The 16,589-nt window shown below is 45.6% G+C and carries 15 protein-coding genes; 14 read left to right on the forward strand and 1 reads right to left on the reverse strand.

Annotated features, from left to right (window positions below; genetic code table 11):
- The first annotated feature begins 44 nt into the window (after nt 1–44).
- From CTH_RS03595 to ystJ, 13 genes are read left to right on the forward strand one after another with little or no spacing between them, the layout of a single operon-like run.
- Nucleotides 45–1,541: a sugar ABC transporter ATP-binding protein gene (locus CTH_RS03595; protein WP_107753069.1), complete on the forward strand. Its 1,497-nt coding sequence runs from the start codon at nt 45–47 to the stop codon at nt 1,539–1,541.
- The gene (locus CTH_RS03600; RefSeq protein WP_107753071.1) at nt 1,542–2,537 is read left to right on the forward strand and encodes an ABC transporter permease; all 996 of its coding nucleotides are present in this window, start codon (nt 1,542–1,544) and stop codon (nt 2,535–2,537) included. It begins immediately after the preceding gene.
- A gap of 18 nt (nt 2,538–2,555) precedes the next feature.
- Nucleotides 2,556–3,584 (forward strand): type II glyceraldehyde-3-phosphate dehydrogenase, encoded by a 1,029-nt coding sequence (locus CTH_RS03605; RefSeq protein ID WP_107753073.1) that lies wholly within the window; start codon nt 2,556–2,558, stop codon nt 3,582–3,584.
- Entirely contained in the window at nt 3,569–4,837 is a 1,269-nt protein-coding gene (locus CTH_RS03610) for a phosphoglycerate kinase (protein WP_107753075.1), read from the forward strand. The genes CTH_RS03605 and CTH_RS03610 overlap by 16 nt, the downstream gene beginning before the upstream one ends.
- The gene (locus CTH_RS03615) at nt 4,821–5,669 is read left to right on the forward strand and encodes a transketolase (RefSeq protein ID WP_107753077.1); all 849 of its coding nucleotides are present in this window, start codon (nt 4,821–4,823) and stop codon (nt 5,667–5,669) included. Before CTH_RS03610 ends, CTH_RS03615 begins: the two co-directional genes overlap by 17 nt.
- Nucleotides 5,666–6,631 (forward strand): transketolase family protein, encoded by a 966-nt coding sequence (locus tag CTH_RS03620; protein ID WP_107753079.1) that lies wholly within the window; start codon nt 5,666–5,668, stop codon nt 6,629–6,631. Before CTH_RS03615 ends, CTH_RS03620 begins: the two co-directional genes overlap by 4 nt.
- Nucleotides 6,632–6,653: 22 nt before the next feature.
- On the forward strand, nt 6,654–7,448 hold the full coding sequence (locus tag CTH_RS03625; protein WP_107753081.1) for a 5-deoxy-glucuronate isomerase: 795 nt from the start codon (nt 6,654–6,656) through the stop codon (nt 7,446–7,448).
- Between the two features lie 21 nt (nt 7,449–7,469).
- Nucleotides 7,470–9,332 carry a 3D-(3,5/4)-trihydroxycyclohexane-1,2-dione acylhydrolase (decyclizing) gene (gene iolD / locus CTH_RS03630; RefSeq protein ID WP_107753083.1) on the forward strand — a complete coding sequence of 621 codons (1,863 nt, stop codon included), beginning with the start codon at nt 7,470–7,472 and terminating at the stop codon, nt 9,330–9,332.
- Between the two features lie 13 nt (nt 9,333–9,345).
- Nucleotides 9,346–10,233 carry a myo-inosose-2 dehydratase gene (gene iolE / locus CTH_RS03635; protein ID WP_107753085.1) on the forward strand — a complete coding sequence of 296 codons (888 nt, stop codon included), beginning with the start codon at nt 9,346–9,348 and terminating at the stop codon, nt 10,231–10,233.
- A 21-nt stretch (nt 10,234–10,254) separates the two neighbouring features.
- Nucleotides 10,255–11,274: an inositol 2-dehydrogenase gene (gene iolG, locus CTH_RS03640; RefSeq protein ID WP_107753087.1), complete on the forward strand. Its 1,020-nt coding sequence runs from the start codon at nt 10,255–10,257 to the stop codon at nt 11,272–11,274.
- A 36-nt stretch (nt 11,275–11,310) separates the two neighbouring features.
- Nucleotides 11,311–12,561 carry a nickel-dependent malate racemase, LarAH6 family gene (gene larAH6 / locus CTH_RS03645; protein ID WP_107753089.1) on the forward strand — a complete coding sequence of 417 codons (1,251 nt, stop codon included), beginning with the start codon at nt 11,311–11,313 and terminating at the stop codon, nt 12,559–12,561.
- Between the two features lie 21 nt (nt 12,562–12,582).
- The gene (gene pfkA, locus CTH_RS03650; RefSeq protein ID WP_107753092.1) at nt 12,583–13,542 is read left to right on the forward strand and encodes a 6-phosphofructokinase; all 960 of its coding nucleotides are present in this window, start codon (nt 12,583–12,585) and stop codon (nt 13,540–13,542) included.
- A 31-nt stretch (nt 13,543–13,573) separates the two neighbouring features.
- The gene (gene ystJ, locus CTH_RS03655; protein WP_107753093.1) at nt 13,574–14,767 is read left to right on the forward strand and encodes an NADP-dependent malic enzyme; all 1,194 of its coding nucleotides are present in this window, start codon (nt 13,574–13,576) and stop codon (nt 14,765–14,767) included.
- 25 nt (nt 14,768–14,792) lie between these two features.
- Here ystJ and CTH_RS03660 read toward each other — a convergent pair whose 3' ends face one another.
- Nucleotides 14,793–14,945 carry a DUF1540 domain-containing protein gene (locus CTH_RS03660; RefSeq protein WP_078664232.1) on the reverse strand — a complete coding sequence of 51 codons (153 nt, stop codon included), beginning with the start codon at nt 14,943–14,945 and terminating at the stop codon, nt 14,793–14,795.
- Between the two features lie 93 nt (nt 14,946–15,038).
- Here CTH_RS03660 and CTH_RS03665 point away from each other — a divergent pair, with 93 nt between their 5' ends.
- Nucleotides 15,039–16,406, forward strand: coding sequence for an MFS transporter (locus CTH_RS03665; RefSeq protein ID WP_078664231.1), 1,368 nt, complete (start codon nt 15,039–15,041; stop codon nt 16,404–16,406).
- The last annotated feature ends 183 nt before the right edge of the window (nt 16,407–16,589 follow it).

A 16,589-nucleotide genomic window follows, 5' to 3' on the forward strand; every position in this document is an offset into this window, starting at 1 on the left:
GGCTGCCATTCCCTCAATACAAGAAGATTTGAGGTGTTTAAGTTATGATCCGGCCTTTTTTAGAGCTTAAAGGTGTATCTAAAGTATTTCCTGGAGTAAAAGCACTTGATGCGGTGGATTTAGAGATTTACCCCGGGGAAGTTCATGGTCTGATTGGTGAAAACGGCGCCGGAAAATCAACGTTAATTAAAATTTTAACCGGCGCTCATAAGCATGATGCCGGTCAGATTTTTATTGAAGGGCAAGAAATAAAAATTCTCAATACCAAAAAGGCAATGGAACTTGGAATTACTGCGATATACCAGGAACTTAACATAGTTAAAGAATTGTCTGTATATGAAAATGTTTTTCTTGGGCGAGAAATAAAAAAGAATAACGGCAAATCTGTATTTTTGGATATCAACCTGATGAAAGAAAAGTCCCGGCAGCTGTTAAGTGAGCTCGGGCAAAATATCGACCCCGGTGTAAATATCGGAACCTTAGGAATTGGCAAACAACAAATGGTGGAAATAGCCAAGGCTTTATCGGTTCAAACCAGGTTATTAATTATGGATGAACCTACGTCCAGTCTAAGTGGAAAGGAAGTCAGGGAACTTTTAAAAACGGTTAAAGAGTTAAAAAACAAAGGTATTGGTATTATCTTTATTTCCCATCGGTTGGATGAGGTAATGGAGATATGTGACCGCATTACAGTTATGCGGGATGGAAAAAAAATTACCACAATGCTGGCCCGGGAGGCTACCGTGGACGAGTTAATTAAATTGATGGTGGGAAGAAGCCTGGAGCAACAATTTCCCAAAATTAAAGTCACGCGCGGGGAAGAGATTTTAAGAGTTGAAAAATTAACCCGTCAGGGTGTTTTTAAAGATGTAAGTTTTTCGCTTTATCGCGGGGAAATCCTGGGCATTGCCGGTTTGGTGGGTTCGGGAAGAACGGAAGTAGCCAGGGCGATTTTTGGAGCTGATGAACTGGATAGTGGTGAGATTTATATAAAGGGACAGAAAGTGCAAATCAAATCACCTAAAGATGCCATGAAGTACGGAATTGCTTTCTTAACTGAGGATCGTAAAGGGCAGGGCCTGGTTCTGGATAACACAGTGGATTTCAATATGAATCTGGCCGTTTATGACAAAGATAAATCAATGCTGCTTGATTTAAAAAAATTAAAAGAATTAACTATGAAAAATATTAAGAAGCTAAATTTGAATCCTCCTTCTGCCAGCTTTATTGTCAGGCAGCTCAGTGGAGGTAACCAGCAAAAAGTGGTTATCGGTAAATGGTTAAATACCAATGCCAGTATTTATATTTTCGATGAGCCTACCCGCGGAATTGATGTTGGTGCCAAAGTGGAAGTTTATAATGTGATCAACGAACTGGTAGCAGGCGGTGCGGCGGTTATTATGATTTCTTCCGAATTGCCGGAGCTATTAGGTATGTCAGACAGAATTATTGTTATGAGCGAGGGCAAAGTGACTGCGGAATTGATGAGAGACCAAGCCAATCAGGAAAATATTATGAGAGCAGCAACAGGGGGAGTTTGAATGGGAGACTTAAATCAGCGCTTTCAATTGAATGAGGGTATGACACTTAAAAACGCAGTATCAAAATTTGGGTCACTCCTTGGCTTATTATTGCTTTCAATTATACTGGCCCTTGCTTCCGACCATTTTCTGACTTTGGATAACCTGATGAATATTGCCCGGCAATCAGCTATAAACAGTTTAATCTCCATGGGGATGTTATTGACAATATTAACGGCCGGTATTGACCTATCGGTAGGCTCTATTTTGGCTTTGTCGACAATGGTCATGGGAGTGACTACCGTTACCTGGGGATTAAATCCCTTTCTGGGCATTCTGGCCGGAATTTTAACCGGTACAGCCTTGGGATTGTTAAACGGCTTGTTATTAACCAAACTGAAATTACCCCACCCTTTTATTTCTACCCTTGGTACTAAAAACATTGCCCGGGGTTTAGCTCTTATAATAACCGGGGCCACTCCAATTTCCGGTTTTCCCAGGTCAATCCAGTTCATAGGTTCGGAATTTATCGGACCGGTGCCGGTGAGTTTTATTCTTGTCATAATCATGTGTATTCTATTTGCTGTTTTCCTCAATCGTACCGCCTATGGTAAACACATTTATGCCGTGGGTGGGAACCTGGAAGCTGCCAAACTTTCCGGGATAAATGTGGAAAAAACTTTAGTGATGGTTTATACCATCTCCGGGACCATGGCGGCAATTGCCGGGCTTGTTCAGGTAGGCCGGGTTAATGCAGCTTTTCCCCTGGCCGGTCTGGATTATGATCTGGATGCCATTGCGGCAGTAATCATCGGTGGCGCTTCTTTTATGGGCGGTCAAGGAACTGTTTGGGGAACCCTGATTGGAGCAATGATTATGGCAGTATTGCGCAATGGCTTGAATCTGCTTGGGGTTTCTGCCGATTTGCAAACTGTAGCCATCGGTATTGTTATCATTGGGGCAGTTTATGTAGATGTTTTACGCAGACAAGCTTTGAAGAAAGCCAAAGCAAACTAAAGTAAGGGGGTATTTAAAATGGTTAAAGTAGGTGTAGTAGGTTATGGTGTAATCGGACAACGTCTGGCTGACGGGGTAAAACTACAAAAAGACATGGAGCTTGTAGGAGTTGCGGATGTGGCTCCCACTCTGGCGGTAAGGGCTTTGAAGGAAAAAGGTATGCCCTATGATTTATATCTTGCTGTTCCGGAAAATAAACCCAAATTTGATGAACTGGGTATCCCCGTATCCGGTACTCTGGAAGATCTGGTGCAAAAATGTGATATCATCCTGGACGCTACCATTGCCGGTGTCGGAGCAAAAAACAAAGAGATTTATAAAAAGTATGGTAAAAAAGCTGTTTTCCAGGGTGGCGAAAAAAATGATGTGGCCGATGTATTTTTCCATGGTTATGCCAACTACGAAAAAGGTTTGGGCAAGCAATTTTTAAAACTGACATCATGTAACACTACCGGTCTAATCCGTGCTGTAGATTGCCTGGATCGTGCCGTGGGTATTGAAAAAGTTGCTATCACTATCATCAGAAGAGTGGCAGATCCTGGCGATTATCACCGGGGCCTGACCAATGCTTTGCAGGTTGAAAAGGCACCCAACCACCAGGCGGTGGATTTAATGACGATTATGCCCCATATTGACGCTACTGGTATCCTGGTACACACCCCTGTTACCCATGGCCATATAATTACGGTTTTGGCCACCCCTAAACAAGATCTTTCCGTTGAGGAAGCCATCAAGCTCTTTAATGCCCATCCGCGGATCAGAGTTGTTCGGATAGCTGACGGGTTCCAGGGCAATGCCGCTCTCTTCCGTTATGCCAGAGATCTGGGCAATCCCCGTGGAGACATGTATGAAATTGCAGTCTTTGAAGAAACGATTGTCAAATCCGGTCGCGATATTATGTTCGCTATTAATATTCCCCAGGAAGCAGTGGTTATTCCTGAAAGCATGGATGCTATCCGGGCTGCACTGGAACTGCAAACTGACCGTCTGGAAGCGGTAGGCAAAACTAACGAGTATTTGGGGATGGGAAAATGGATGCAAAAGTAAACATCGGAATCAGAACCATGGATGAATTTGACTACAGCGGCAAAAGGGTTTTGCTACGGCTGGATATCAATTCCCCCATCGATCCGGTAACTAAAAAAATCGTTAATGAAAACCGGATTAACATGAGTATTCCTACCCTTAAATACCTGCTGGACAGAGGGGCTAAAGTAGCCATCATAGCCCATCAGGGGGATACCCTGGATTATCATAACTTGATTCCTTTGCAGGAACATGCGGAAAAACTTTCACTCAAATTGGGAAAAACAATCCGTTATATTGATGATGTCTGCGGGCCAGCCGCTCAGGAAGAGATAAAGAAGTTGATGCCCGGGGAGGCAATTTTGCTCGGTAATTTACGTTATCTGACCGAAGAAGTTTCTACCTTTGAAAAAGATGTAAAATTACAGCCTGCGGAAATGTTGAACACTTATTTAGTAAGAAGCCTGGCGCCATTGTTTGATTACTATGTTAATGATGCTTTTGCAGCTGCTCATCGCAATGCCCCTTCCATGGTCGCCTTTCAGGAAATTTTGCCTTCGGCTGGCGGGATGTTGCTGATTCAGGAGCTAAATGCTTTGATCAGGGTTAGGGAAAATCCTGACAAACCGGCAGTTTTTGTTCTGGGGGGCCTGAAAATATCTGATGCCTTCGGCATGATGAAACAAGCTCTGCAAAGCGGTACGGCAGATAAAATCCTGGCCTGCGGGGTAACCGGTCATATTATGTTAATTGCTGCCGGCTACGATATCGGGAGTAAAAACACTAAATTTATTTATGACCGTTCCCTGGATGTATTTATTCAACCAGCAAAAGAGTACTTACGAGATTATCCCGGTAAAATTGTTTATCCTGTTGACCTGGCTTATGAAAATGATGGCCAAAGAGCGGAAATAGATATTGAAAACCTGCCAGCTGATGAGCTCTGTATGGATATCGGACAAAAAACCATTGCTATCTTTAAAAATGAGTTAGCGTCTGCAGGCACCATTTTCGTCAATGGTCCGGCCGGGGTTTATGAAAATCCTCTCTTTGCCGATGGTACCAGAGAAATCTGGGAAGCCATTGCCAACAGTAAGGGATATTCGGTCATCGGGGGCGGTGATACGGTCAGCGCAGCCCAGAGGTTTATTGATACTTCCAAAATTGATTATGTATGTACCGCGGGCGGAGCAATGGTCAGATTTTTATCCGGTGTCAAACTACCCTTGCTTGAAGCAATGAGAAAGGGGTGGACCAATGCTAAGCAGGGATAAAATTCAGCAATTGGAAGCCTTTGCGACCAAAATCAGGATGGAAACTATCAGAGCTATCGGGCATCTGGGCTTTGGTCACGTCGGTGGATCTATGTCCATTGCCGATACGGTGGCGGTATTATACGGGGAAGTAATGCGGGTAGATCCCCAAAATCCCCGCTGGGAAGACAGAGACTGGCTGTTCTGTTCCAAAGGGCATGCGGGACCGGCAATTTATGCGGCTCTGGCTTTAAAAGGTTTTTTCCCGCTAGAAGAATTGCTGACGTTAAATAAACCGGGGACTAAACTGCCCAGTCACTGTGACCGTAATTTGACTCCTGGCGTGGATATGACAACCGGCTCCCTGGGCCAGGGAGCCTCCACCGCCCTGGGGGTGGCTTTAGGTAACAAGTTGGACGGCAGAGAAAGTTATACGTATTTAATTCTTGGCGATGGCGAAATGCAGGAAGGGCAGGTCTGGGAAGCTATTCTCTATGCTGCCCAGAAGCAACTGGATAATTTGATTGTGTTCGTAGACTACAACAAAAAGCAGCTGGATGGAAATATCCAGGACATTAATGACCTGGGAGATCTGAAAGCCAAGTTTGCCTGTTTTAACTGGCATGCCCAGGAAGTGGACGGCCACAATGTAGAGGAAATCTACACGGCCATTCTCAAGGCCAAAGAAGTAAAACACCGGCCTTCAGTAATAATACTGCATACTATTAAAGGTAAAGGGTGTAATTTTGCCGAACAGGCTGCGGCAAACCACCATATGGTTGTAAGCCGGGAGCAGGCAGAAGCAGCAATTGCTTTTCTGGAGAAAGAGCTGGAAAAGGTGGTGCAGCAATGAAAGCAATCCTTGCAGAACAGAGAATAGCAGAAGCAAAGGAAATGCGTAGCGTTTATTGTGAAACCCTGATGGAACTGGCTCAGAAGGACCCAAGGATTGTAGTACTGGATGCAGATTTGATGAGCTCGATGGGAATGGTCCCTTTTGCCAAAGCTTTTCCGGAGAGAACATTCAATGTGGGGGTTCAGGAAGCCAATATGATTGGCGTAGCAGCAGGGTTGTCGGCAACCGGCAAAATTCCTTTTGCTCACACCTTTGGACCCTTTGCTACCCGGCGCGTTTACGACCAGCTCTTTTTATCCTGCGCTTATGCCCGTTTAAATGTCAGAGTAACCGGCAGTGATCCAGGTGTAACTGCTGCCTTCAATGGCGGAACCCATATGCCCTTTGAAGATATGGGGATTGTCAGGAATATACCGGGAGTTACTATTCTGGAACCGGTGGACTCGGTGATGCTGAAAGATTTATTAACTCAAACGGTGGACATGTTTGGTGTGTTTTATATCAGGCTGTTGCGGAAAAACGCCATTAAGATTTATCAGGAAGGCTCCAGCTTTACAATTGGCAAAGGTATAACTTTACGAGATGGAGATGATGTTACTGTCTTTGCTACCGGCATCATGGTGGATGAAGCCTTAAAGGCGGCCACAGAGCTAGAGCGGGAAGGGGTTTCCGTCAGGGTAGTCAATATTTTCACTTTAAAACCCATCGACAAAGAACTTATAATCAAGTGTGCCCGGGAAACCGGAGCGCTTGTTACGGCTGAAAACCATAGCATCATCAACGGCCTGGGCTCGGCGGTAGCGGAAGTGATTGCTGAAAATTGCCCGGTACCATTAGAACGGGTAGGGGTAAATGACCTGTTTGGTGAAGTGGGCCCAGTTGATTACCTTAAAGAAAGATTTAATCTGACTGCTAAAGATATTGTAGCAAAAGTCCGTAAGGTTTTAGACAGAAAATAAACCTGACGATGGTGGTGAGATGATGTACAGAATCAGAAGAGAAAGGCCTTTTGACTACGGTTATAACCCCATCACCTCTCACGATGAACAAGAAAACAATACGTTGATGGATTTCGGTATTCTGAAACTGAAGTCCGGTCAGATAGAGACTTCGGCGGAAAGCAAGGAGCGGGCTTATTTATTAATCAGTGGCCGGGTTTTACTGGAGTGGCAGGGAAAAACTCAAGAAGTTGCCCGTCAATCCTTTTTAGAGGAAAACCCCTGGGTGTTACACGTACCTCAGGGAGTGGAAGTGAAAATAACCGGAATTGGCCCAGATTCGGAGGTTTGTGTAATTAAAACCTTAAATAATGAGGATTTTGAGCCCAAATTATATTCTCCGGCCGACTGTGCCTGTGAAGATCGGGGTAAAGGCAGTATGCAGGAAACTTCAACCCGGGTGGTAAGAACTGTATTTGATTATTCTAATGCTCCTTATTCCAGGCTGGTACTGGGAGAGGTAGTTAATTATCCTGGCAAATGGTCCAGTTATCCGCCCCATCACCATCTTCAACCGGAAATTTATTTTTATAAATTCTATCCGGAACACGGTTACGGTTTTGCCCAACTGGGAGAAGAGGTACTTAAGGTCAAACACAATGATACAATAAAAATTTTAGATAATGTTTCTCATCCGCAAGTGGCGGCGCCGGGATATGCCATGTTTTATGTCTGGGTAATCAGGCAACTGGATAATAATCCCTATATCACTCCAGTGTTTGAACCGGAGCATCTATGGGTTATGGAAAAAGATGCCAAAATATGGCCGGACAAATAAGCTTGGAAAGAGGGTGAAAGGATGAAAACCATTCGACTGACAATGGCCCAGGCTTTAGTTAAATTTTTAGATAACCAGTATGTGGAGTTTGACGGCCAGGTGACGAAGTTTGTCAAAGGCGTGTTTTCCATTTTTGGCCATGGTAATGTAACTGGTTTGGGCCAGGCCCTGGAAGAGCATAAAGGCAGCCTGGTGTTATATCAGGGCAGAAATGAACAGGGCATGGCTCATGCGGCCATTGCTTACGCCAAGCAAAAAAACCGGAGAGAAATTATCGCTTGTACCACTTCCATTGGCCCGGGAGCCTTGAATATGGTGACAGCTGCTGGTACAGCAACTGTGAATAGAATTCCTCTCTTATTATTGCCAGGGGATACATTTGCCTGCCGGCAACCGGACCCGGTATTACAACAAGTTGAAGATCCCACTGATTATACAATCACTGCCAATGATGCCTTTAAACCAGTTTCCCGGTACTGGGACAGAATTACCCGGCCAGAGCAACTGATGACGGCAGCAATTAATGCCATGCGAGTGTTAACCGATCCGGCCGAAACCGGTACCGTCACATTGTGTCTGCCGCAAGATGTTCAGGCCGAAGCTTACGATTATCCGATCGAGTTTTTTGCCAAACGAGTACATCACATTGAAAGAATGCTGCCTACTGCCGGGGCTGTTGCCAGAGCAGTTGAGTTAATAACCAGGAAAAAGAAACCTCTCCTGATTTGCGGTGGGGGAGTGGTTTATTCTGAAGCACAAGAGGAACTGAAGAATTTTGTAGAAGCTTTTCAAATACCTTTTGCGGAAACCCAGGCAGGTAAAGGCTTGCTGCCCTGGAATCACAGCCTTAATCTCGGGGGAATCGGGGTAACAGGTACCCAGGCTGCCAATGAAATCGCCCGGGATGCTGACCTTGTTATTGCTGTAGGAACAAGGCTTTCCGATTTTACTACAACCTCAAAATGGGCTTTCCAGAATCCTGAGGTTGAAGTGTTAGCTATCAATGTCAATAAATTTGATGCCATGAAAATGAATGCTACCTTTATTCAGGCTGATGCCGCTGAAGGGCTGAAGGCTTTGACAGAAGCCTTAAAAAAGGCAGGTTATCGTTCCGGTTATCAAGATGAAATCAGGGTTGCCAAGGAAAAATGGGACAGGGAAGTTGACCGCTTATATGCCATCGAGCTGGAGGAAGGATTGGCTCAGACAAGAGTATTAGGGGAACTGAACCGTTCAATTGGTGAAGATGCAATTATAGTTGGTGCTTCCGGCAGTTTACCTGGAGATTTACAGCGAATCTGGCGTCCGCTAAAACCCAAAACCTATCACATGGAATACGGTTTTTCCTGTATGGGGTATGAAGTAAGCGGGGCCCTGGGTGTAAAAATGGCAGAGCCTGACCGGGAAGTTTATGTTATGGTAGGGGACGGCAGTTATTTGATGCTCCATTCCGAACTGGTAACCAGTATCCAGGAAGGCTATAAAATTAACATTATGCTCTTTGATAATAATGGTTTCCAGTGTATCAATAATCTGCAGCGCTCCCAGGGTATACCAACTTTTGGAACTGAGTTTAGATATCGCTCAGCAGAAACCGGCCGGTTAACGGGAGAATATATGGCGATTGATTTTGCAGCTAATGCCAGAAGTTACGGCGCCGAGACCTATACTGTTAGAACTGTCGATGAATTAAGAGAAGCTTTAGAAAAAATTAAACATAGTAAAGTTTCCACTTTGCTGGATATTAAAGTTACCCCTGATTCCATGACCTGTGGTTACGCTAGCTGGTGGAGAGTTGGCGTTCCAGAAGTAGCTGAAAGAGAATCGGTTCTGAATGCACACCAGAAAATGCAAGAAGAAATTAAGAAAGCTAAAAAATTCTAATGGGGGTAATAATATGTCACAAGTTTTACTGGGAATTGCTCCTATTGCCTGGACCAATGATGATATGCCGGAATTGGGAGCTGAAAATACCTTTGAACAATGTATCAGTGAAATGGCTCTGGCCGGCTTTGTCGGCTGTGAGGTTGGAAACAAATTTCCAAGAGATACCGCGGTCTTGAAAAAAGCCCTGGAGCTGCGCCAGCTCCGAATTGCCAGCGCCTGGTTCAGTTCCTTTTTGACTACCAGGACCTATGAAGAAACTAAAAACGCTTTTATCGCCCATCGTGATTTCCTGTATGAAATGGGAGCCAAAGTAATTGTGGTTTCTGAGCAAGGACACAGTATTCAAGGATTAATGGATGTCCCGGTCTTTGAACAAAAACCGGTTTTTACAGAGGAAGAATGGGATAGACTTGGAGATGGTTTAAATAAACTTGGGCAAATTGCGGCAGAAAAAGGAATGAAAATTGTTTATCATCACCACATGGGTACCGGGGTTCAAACTGCCGAAGAAATCCATCGACTGATGGAGATCACTGACCCGCAGCTGGTTTACCTGCTGTATGATACCGGACATTTAGCTTTCTCCGGTGAAGATCCGGTAGCAATTCTGCAAAAATATTTGCCGCGCATTAAGCATGTACATCTGAAAGACGTGCGTGCAGAAGTCCTGGAGATGGTGAAGAAGGAAAAGCTCAGTTTTCTCCAGGCGGTCAGGGCAGGTGTCTTTACCGTACCCGGTGACGGGATGATTAACTTTAAACCAATTTTTGAACTGTTAGCTCAAGGTAATTATGAAGGATGGTATGTAGTTGAGGCAGAACAGGATCCGGCTAAAGCCAACCCGTTTGAGTATGCCTTAAAAGCCCGTAAATATATCAGAGAAACAGCTGGATTATAAACTGGGAAGGGGTCATGGAGAATGAGCGATAAAATCAGAGTCGGGGTTATTGGTGCTGGTCGCATCGGCAAATTGCATACCGAAAATATCATCAAACACTTTCGACAGGTAGAAGTAAAAGCGGTTGCTGATGTTTATGCCGATAAAATAACAGATTGGGCCAACAGTTTGGGCATTAAAGAGATTTATGCCGATTATCACCAAATTCTGAATGACAGAGAAATTGATGCCGTCCTGGTCTGTTCCTCCACCGATACCCATTCGCAAATTACCATTGAGGCTGCCAATGCCGGTAAACACATTTTTTGTGAAAAGCCCATTGACTATGATCTGGACCGGATTTATGCCGCTTTAAATGCCGTGGAAAAAGCCGGGGTAAAATTTCAGGTAGGATTTAACCGCCGTTATGATCACAACTTTAAAAGAGTCAGAGATCTGGTAGCCGAAGGGAAAATCGGGGATGTGCATATCGTAAAAGTAACTTCCCGCGACCCGGAGCCTCCGCCGCTGTCTTATGTAAAAGTTTCCGGAGGACTTTTCCTGGATATGACCATCCATGACTTTGATATGGTAAGATATTTGTCCGGCAGTGAAGTAGTAGAAGTTTATGCCAATGCTGCCGTTCTGGTTGATCCGGCTATCGGTGAAGCCGGAGATGTGGATACTGCCCTTATCACCTTGAAATTCCAAAATGGCGCCATTGGAGTAATCGATAACAGTCGTAAAGCTGTCTATGGTTATGACCAGCGGGTGGAAGTGTTTGGTTCAAAGGGCAGTTTGCAGGCCTTTAACGATACTCCTACCAACGTGGTTTACAGCAACAATGAAGCTGTGTGCACGGATAAGCCCAAATATTTCTTCCTGGAGAGGTATCAGGACTCTTTTGTGGCTGAGCTGGAGGAATTCTTTGACTGTATAAAAAATGACCGCCAGCCTGCGGTTTCCGGGAAAGACGGTTTGATGGCCGTCATCATCGCTTTAGCGGCGCAACAGTCTTACAGGGAAAAAAGACCGGTGCAAATTACAGTGGACAGGACATAAACTGTCCACTGTAATTTATCCAAAGAGGTGTTATAAATGACAATTGAACTGGGGTTTGGCAAAACAAAATTAAAATTGAATATTAATCAAGAAAATTTGCTGGGGGTTTTGCAGCCTAATCAGGTTAAAGTTGAACTGACGGGACGAGAGGAAGTAATCAGGGCTTTGCGCCAGCCGATTAACTCGCCCAGGCTTAGCGAGATAGTAAAGCCCGGGGAAAAAGTAGTCTTTATCACCAGTGATATTACCAGACCTGTTCCTAACCAGATCATACTCCCTTTATTACTGGAAGAATTATGGCAAGCGGGGATAAAAAAAGAAGACGTAAAGATTGTATTTGCGCTGGGTAGCCACCGTTTTCATAGTGAAGAGGAAAAGAAAAGCCTGGTGGGAGAAGCTGTTTACCGGCAGGTGGAGTGCCTGGATAGTGATCAACGGGATTGTATTCGTTTAGGTTTTACCAGACTGGGCACACCGGTGGATATCTTTAGACCGGTAGTAGAAGCTGACAGGCGAATTTGTGTAGGAAACATCGAGTATCACTATTTTGCCGGTTACAGCGGCGGGGCTAAAGCGATTATGCCAGGGGTTTCTACTCGGGAAGCAATACAGGCAAATCACAGCCGCATGGTGGAAGCAGAAGCTCATGCCGGTAACATTACTACCAACCGGGTACGGCAGGATATTGATGAAGTAGCAGAATTTGTTCCGATTGATTTCATTGTCAATGTAGTGCTGAATGAGCAAAAACAAATAATCAAAGCCGTAGCAGGTCATTATCTGGATGCTCATCGGGAAGGCTGCAAATTTCTGGACTCTCTGTACAAAGTGAAGATTAAGGAACAAGCTGACATAGTTATAGTATCCGCCGGGGGCTTTCCCAAAGATATAAACCTGTATCAGGCCCAGAAGGCGCTGGATAATGCCAAACATGCAGTGAAAAAAAACGGGGTCATTATTCTTGTCGCCTCCTGTAAGGAAGGCCTGGGTGAGGAAATTTTTCAAGAATGGATGTTAAGCGCTTCCCGTCCGGAAGATTTGATCTTGAGAATTAAAGAAAAATTTCAGCTGGGTGGACATAAAGCTGCTGCCATCGCTATGGTTTTACAACATGCTGATATCTATCTTGTCTCTGATTTGGAACCAGATTCTGTAAAAAGAATTTTTATGCAGCCTTTCAACAGTCTCGAAGCAGCTCTGGACCAGGCTTTTCAGGCCAAAGGGGATGCTGCGAAAGTACTGGTTATTCCTTATGGAGGCTCGACATTGCCCTATCTGGAACTGTAAATCGTAAAAGAGGTGAAAAAAATGCGCAGAATTGCCGTATTAACAAGCGGGGGCGATGCGCCAGGCATGAACGCAGCCATCAGAGCGGTTGTACGCCGCAGTATCTACAAGAAAAAAGAAGTATATGGTGTCATGTATGGTTACGAAGGGTTGATGAATGGCAATTTTCTGCAACTGGAAGCAGGGAGTGTTGGTGACATAATCCACCGGGGCGGAACTTTCCTGTGCAGTGCTCGCAGTGAAAGTTTTAAAACTGAAGCAGGGCAATTGCAAGCTTTAACAAAGCTCAAAGAAAACGGGATTGACGGTTTAGTGGTCATTGGGGGTGATGGCTCTTTTCAGGGAGCGCTGAAATTGCATCAATTAGGTATGCCTACTATTGGTATTCCAGCAACTATTGACAACGATATAAACGGAACGGAATATACCCTGGGCTTTGATACAGCCGTCAATACTGTGATCGAAGCCATTGATAAAATAAGAGATACAGCTACTTCGCTGGAAAGAATTCATGTTATTGAAGTAATGGGTCGGCAAGCCGGCTATATTGCCCTGTGGGCCGGTTTGGCCGGAGGGGCAGAGTCGGTCCTGATTCCTGAAGCTCCCCTCGATATTGAAGAAATCGTTGAACGAATTAATAATGGTCTGAAGCGGGGTAAAAAACACAGTATTATTATTGTGGCTGAAGGGGTCGCCAGAGGGGCTGACATCGTTGATGCTATTCGTGGTGCAACGGGAAATGAAGTCAGATTGACCGTCTTAGGCCATATTCAGCGTGGGGGATCGCCGACTGCCTACGACCGGATGATGGGAAGCCGGATGGGTACATTAGCGGTGGACTGGTTGCTGGAAGGAAAATCCGGCGTGATGGTTGGATTGAAAAACAACCAACTAGTACCGGTACCACTGCAAACAGCTGTTAACAGAAACAGTCAGTTTCCTTTGGAGCTGTATGCACTGGCAGGCTCCCTGGCTATTTAGATTCTATGCAATAGAAAGGATTGGGAATATAATGAGCAATTTGCGGGAAGAAGCATTAAAATTACATCGGGAATATCAGGGTAAGCTCGGAGTTTATAGTAAAGTACCTGTTAGAGATGCGCGAGAATTGTCTTTGGCGTATTCGCCGGGAGTTGCTGAGCCCTGTAAAGAAATACATGCCAATGAGGATGAAGTCTATACCTATACTAACCGTGGAAATTTGGTGGCGGTGGTAACTGATGGCACTGCTGTACTTGGTCTGGGGAACATTGGCCCTAAAGCGGCTCTGCCGGTAATGGAAGGTAAGGCTATCTTGTTCAAAACTTTTGCCGGGATTGATGCTTTTCCTATCTGCCTGAATACAACTGATGTTGATAAAATTGTTGAAACAGTAAAGTTATTAGAACCGACTTTTGGTGGAATAAACCTGGAAGATATAGCAGCTCCCGGCTGTTTTGAAATTGAAGAGCGGTTAAAACGGGAATTGAATATTCCGGTATTTCATGATGACCAGCACGGGACTGCCATTGTGACCATGGCCGGCTTGATTAACGCCTTAAAAGTTGTTGGGAAAAAGCTGGAAGAAATTAAAGTGGTTACGAATGGTGCCGGTGCGGCAGGGGTTGCTATTATCAAACTTCTGCTGAGCATGGGAGTAAAAGATGTAATTATGTGTGATCGACAGGGGATTATTTATGAAGGACGAACAGAAGGAATGAACAAGTATAAAGAAGAAATCGCCAGGGTTACAAACCGGCAGATGCAGAAAGGGACGCTGGCTGACGCCCTGGTTGACGCTGATGTCTTTATCGGGGTTTCTGTTGCCAATACCGTAACTCAAGATATGGTGCGGACAATGGCTCCAGATGCTATTATCTTTGCCCTGGCCAATCCGGTACCGGAAATCCATCCGGACCTGGCCAAAGCAGCCGGAGCCCGGGTTGTGGGTACCGGGCGTTCGGATTTACCAAATCAGATCAACAATGTTCTGGCTTTTCCTGGGATTTTCCGGGGAGCTCTGGATGTTAGGGCAACCGCGATTAATGAAGAAATGAAAATTGCTGCAGCATATGCTATTGCCGGTTTAATTTCTGATGAAGAACTGAGCCCGGAATATGTAATACCTTCTGCCTTTGACCCGCGGGTTGCGCCAGCCGTAGCGGCAGCAGTAGCTGAAGCGGCGCTCAGGAGTGGTGTGTCAAAAAAAGACTCTATTAACAAATAAAGGGGGCATAAGGGCCCCCTTGCCTTTACCGGTTGGCAGGCTTGAAGGTATTGCACATGGTACCATCAGAAGAAGAGACCCGCTTATCACCGGTGGACATTACTTCGATGGTATTGGCAGTGCACATAGCATTATCATAATAGGTGCATTCTTCTACTTTGCATTTAATAGTGGCCATTTTTCTACACCTCCCCTTATAGATTTACAGGCATATTGTTTCATTTGTTTTCTGCTTTTATTCAGGATATAATTGTGTGGGGAGGGGATAATTGTGAGCAAAAAATGGTTAGTGCTGGCCAATGTAGCTCTTGGTACTTTTATGGCCACTCTCGACGGCAGCATTGTCAATGTTGCTTTACCCACCATAGCCCGGGATTTAGGTGTAACCATCGGGGAAATTCAGTGGGCAGTTACATCCTATTTATTAACTATTTCCGGTCTTTTGCTGGTATTTGGCCGGGCAGCGGATCTGTGGGGACGGCGGCGCGTCTATGCCAGCGGCTTTCTGGTTTTCTCCCTGGGTTCTTTTTTTTGTGGCCAGGCCAGTTCCCTGCTGGTCCTGATCCTGGCCCGCATCCTGCAGGCAGTGGGAGCAGCTATGTTAATGGCCAATAGCATGGGGCTGGTGACAGCAGCTTTCCCGCCCCAGGAACGGGGGCGGGCCCTGGGTCTAATCGGTACCGTGGTTTCGGCAGGCAGCATGACCGGGCCTTCCCTGGGCGGAGTAATGGTGGCTCAGTGGGGCTGGCCCAGTATCTTTTATATCAATATACCCATTGGACTTTTAGCTTTCATCTGGTCGATCTTCAACTTACCCCGGGAAGAAGAACTGAGCCGGGGGGAAACCTTTGACCGCCTGGGAGCAGTGCTGCTGGTTACCGGTTTAACTGCCTTTCTCTGGGCTCTGTCGGAAGGTTACAAACTGGGTTGGACTGATCCTCGCTTGCTGGCTGTTGGTAGCGCGGGGCTGGCACTCCTGATCTTTTTGTTTTACCGCATGCGCCGCATGGACAGTCCTTTAATCGACTTAACCCTGTTCCAGCGCCGCCCCTTTTTCTATGGCGGTATCACCGGTTTAATTTCTTTCATCTCCCTGTTCTCCACCAATTTGATTATGACCTTTTATGTCCAGCAGGTACTGGGTTATTCCCCGGCTCAGGCCGGAATCGCTCTTTCCGCTTTTCCGGTGGTAATGGCAGTTGTGGCCCCGGTGGCAGGCAGTTTGTCCGACAAATTCGGCTATCAGTGGTTGACCAATACCGGTCTGGCGGTCAATACCATCGGATTGCTGGCTTTGACTACTCTGAATAAAAACTCCTCTCTGCTGGCGGTTTTCCTGCACCTGGCCGTACTGGGCCTGGGTATGGGCCTGTTCCAGAGCCCCAATAACAGCAGTATGATGGAAGTTGTTCCCAAACCAAAACTGGGGATTGCCGGCAGCATCAATGCCCTGATGCGCAATGTGGGGATGGCTACCGGGATCGCCTATTCCATGTCTGTCTTTGGTACCGTCTACAAGCTCAGCCACGATTTTTTGCAGGCTATGGACTGGGTGTTTTATACAGGGGCCCTGATCAGTATACTGGGTCTGGTCATCAATATGCAGGGCCGAAAAGCGGTACAGGAGGGGGCCAGATAAGTTTTAGCTGTTCACCCTGGTAAAGCGACCGTTCAGAGGCCGGACAAGCCCGTTGGGGTGGTGAGTTAACATTAATTTAACATTAAAATTTTCGCTAAAAGTATTGACACATTCAGACATCATTAGTACAATAACTAACAAATATAGCTGTTATACATTATACAAGCGACGACGGGGAAGGCT

It is taken from the genome of Carboxydocella thermautotrophica (assembly GCA_003054495.1).
In the GTDB taxonomy this organism is placed as follows: domain Bacteria; phylum Bacillota.

Excerpts from the sequence above, each read along its gene's own strand:
- CTH_RS03660 (WP_078664232.1), bottom strand. The coding sequence starts at position 14,945 with ATGGCCACTATTAAATGCAAAGTAGAAGAATGCACCTATTATGATAAT.
- iolE (WP_107753085.1), top strand. The coding sequence starts at position 9,346 with ATGTCACAAGTTTTACTGGGAATTGCTCCTATTGCCTGGACCAATGAT.
- iolG (WP_107753087.1), top strand. The coding sequence starts at position 10,255 with ATGAGCGATAAAATCAGAGTCGGGGTTATTGGTGCTGGTCGCATCGGC.
- CTH_RS03595 (WP_107753069.1), top strand. The coding sequence starts at position 45 with ATGATCCGGCCTTTTTTAGAGCTTAAAGGTGTATCTAAAGTATTTCCT.
- pfkA (WP_107753092.1), top strand. The coding sequence starts at position 12,583 with ATGCGCAGAATTGCCGTATTAACAAGCGGGGGCGATGCGCCAGGCATG.
- CTH_RS03615 (WP_107753077.1), top strand. The coding sequence starts at position 4,821 with ATGCTAAGCAGGGATAAAATTCAGCAATTGGAAGCCTTTGCGACCAAA.
- iolD (WP_107753083.1), top strand. The coding sequence starts at position 7,470 with ATGAAAACCATTCGACTGACAATGGCCCAGGCTTTAGTTAAATTTTTA.
- CTH_RS03600 (WP_107753071.1), top strand. The coding sequence starts at position 1,542 with ATGGGAGACTTAAATCAGCGCTTTCAATTGAATGAGGGTATGACACTT.
- CTH_RS03605 (WP_107753073.1), top strand. The coding sequence starts at position 2,556 with ATGGTTAAAGTAGGTGTAGTAGGTTATGGTGTAATCGGACAACGTCTG.
- CTH_RS03625 (WP_107753081.1), top strand. The coding sequence starts at position 6,654 with ATGTACAGAATCAGAAGAGAAAGGCCTTTTGACTACGGTTATAACCCC.
- ystJ (WP_107753093.1), top strand. The coding sequence starts at position 13,574 with ATGAGCAATTTGCGGGAAGAAGCATTAAAATTACATCGGGAATATCAG.
- CTH_RS03620 (WP_107753079.1), top strand. The coding sequence starts at position 5,666 with ATGAAAGCAATCCTTGCAGAACAGAGAATAGCAGAAGCAAAGGAAATG.
- CTH_RS03610 (WP_107753075.1), top strand. The coding sequence starts at position 3,569 with ATGGATGCAAAAGTAAACATCGGAATCAGAACCATGGATGAATTTGAC.
- larAH6 (WP_107753089.1), top strand. The coding sequence starts at position 11,311 with ATGACAATTGAACTGGGGTTTGGCAAAACAAAATTAAAATTGAATATT.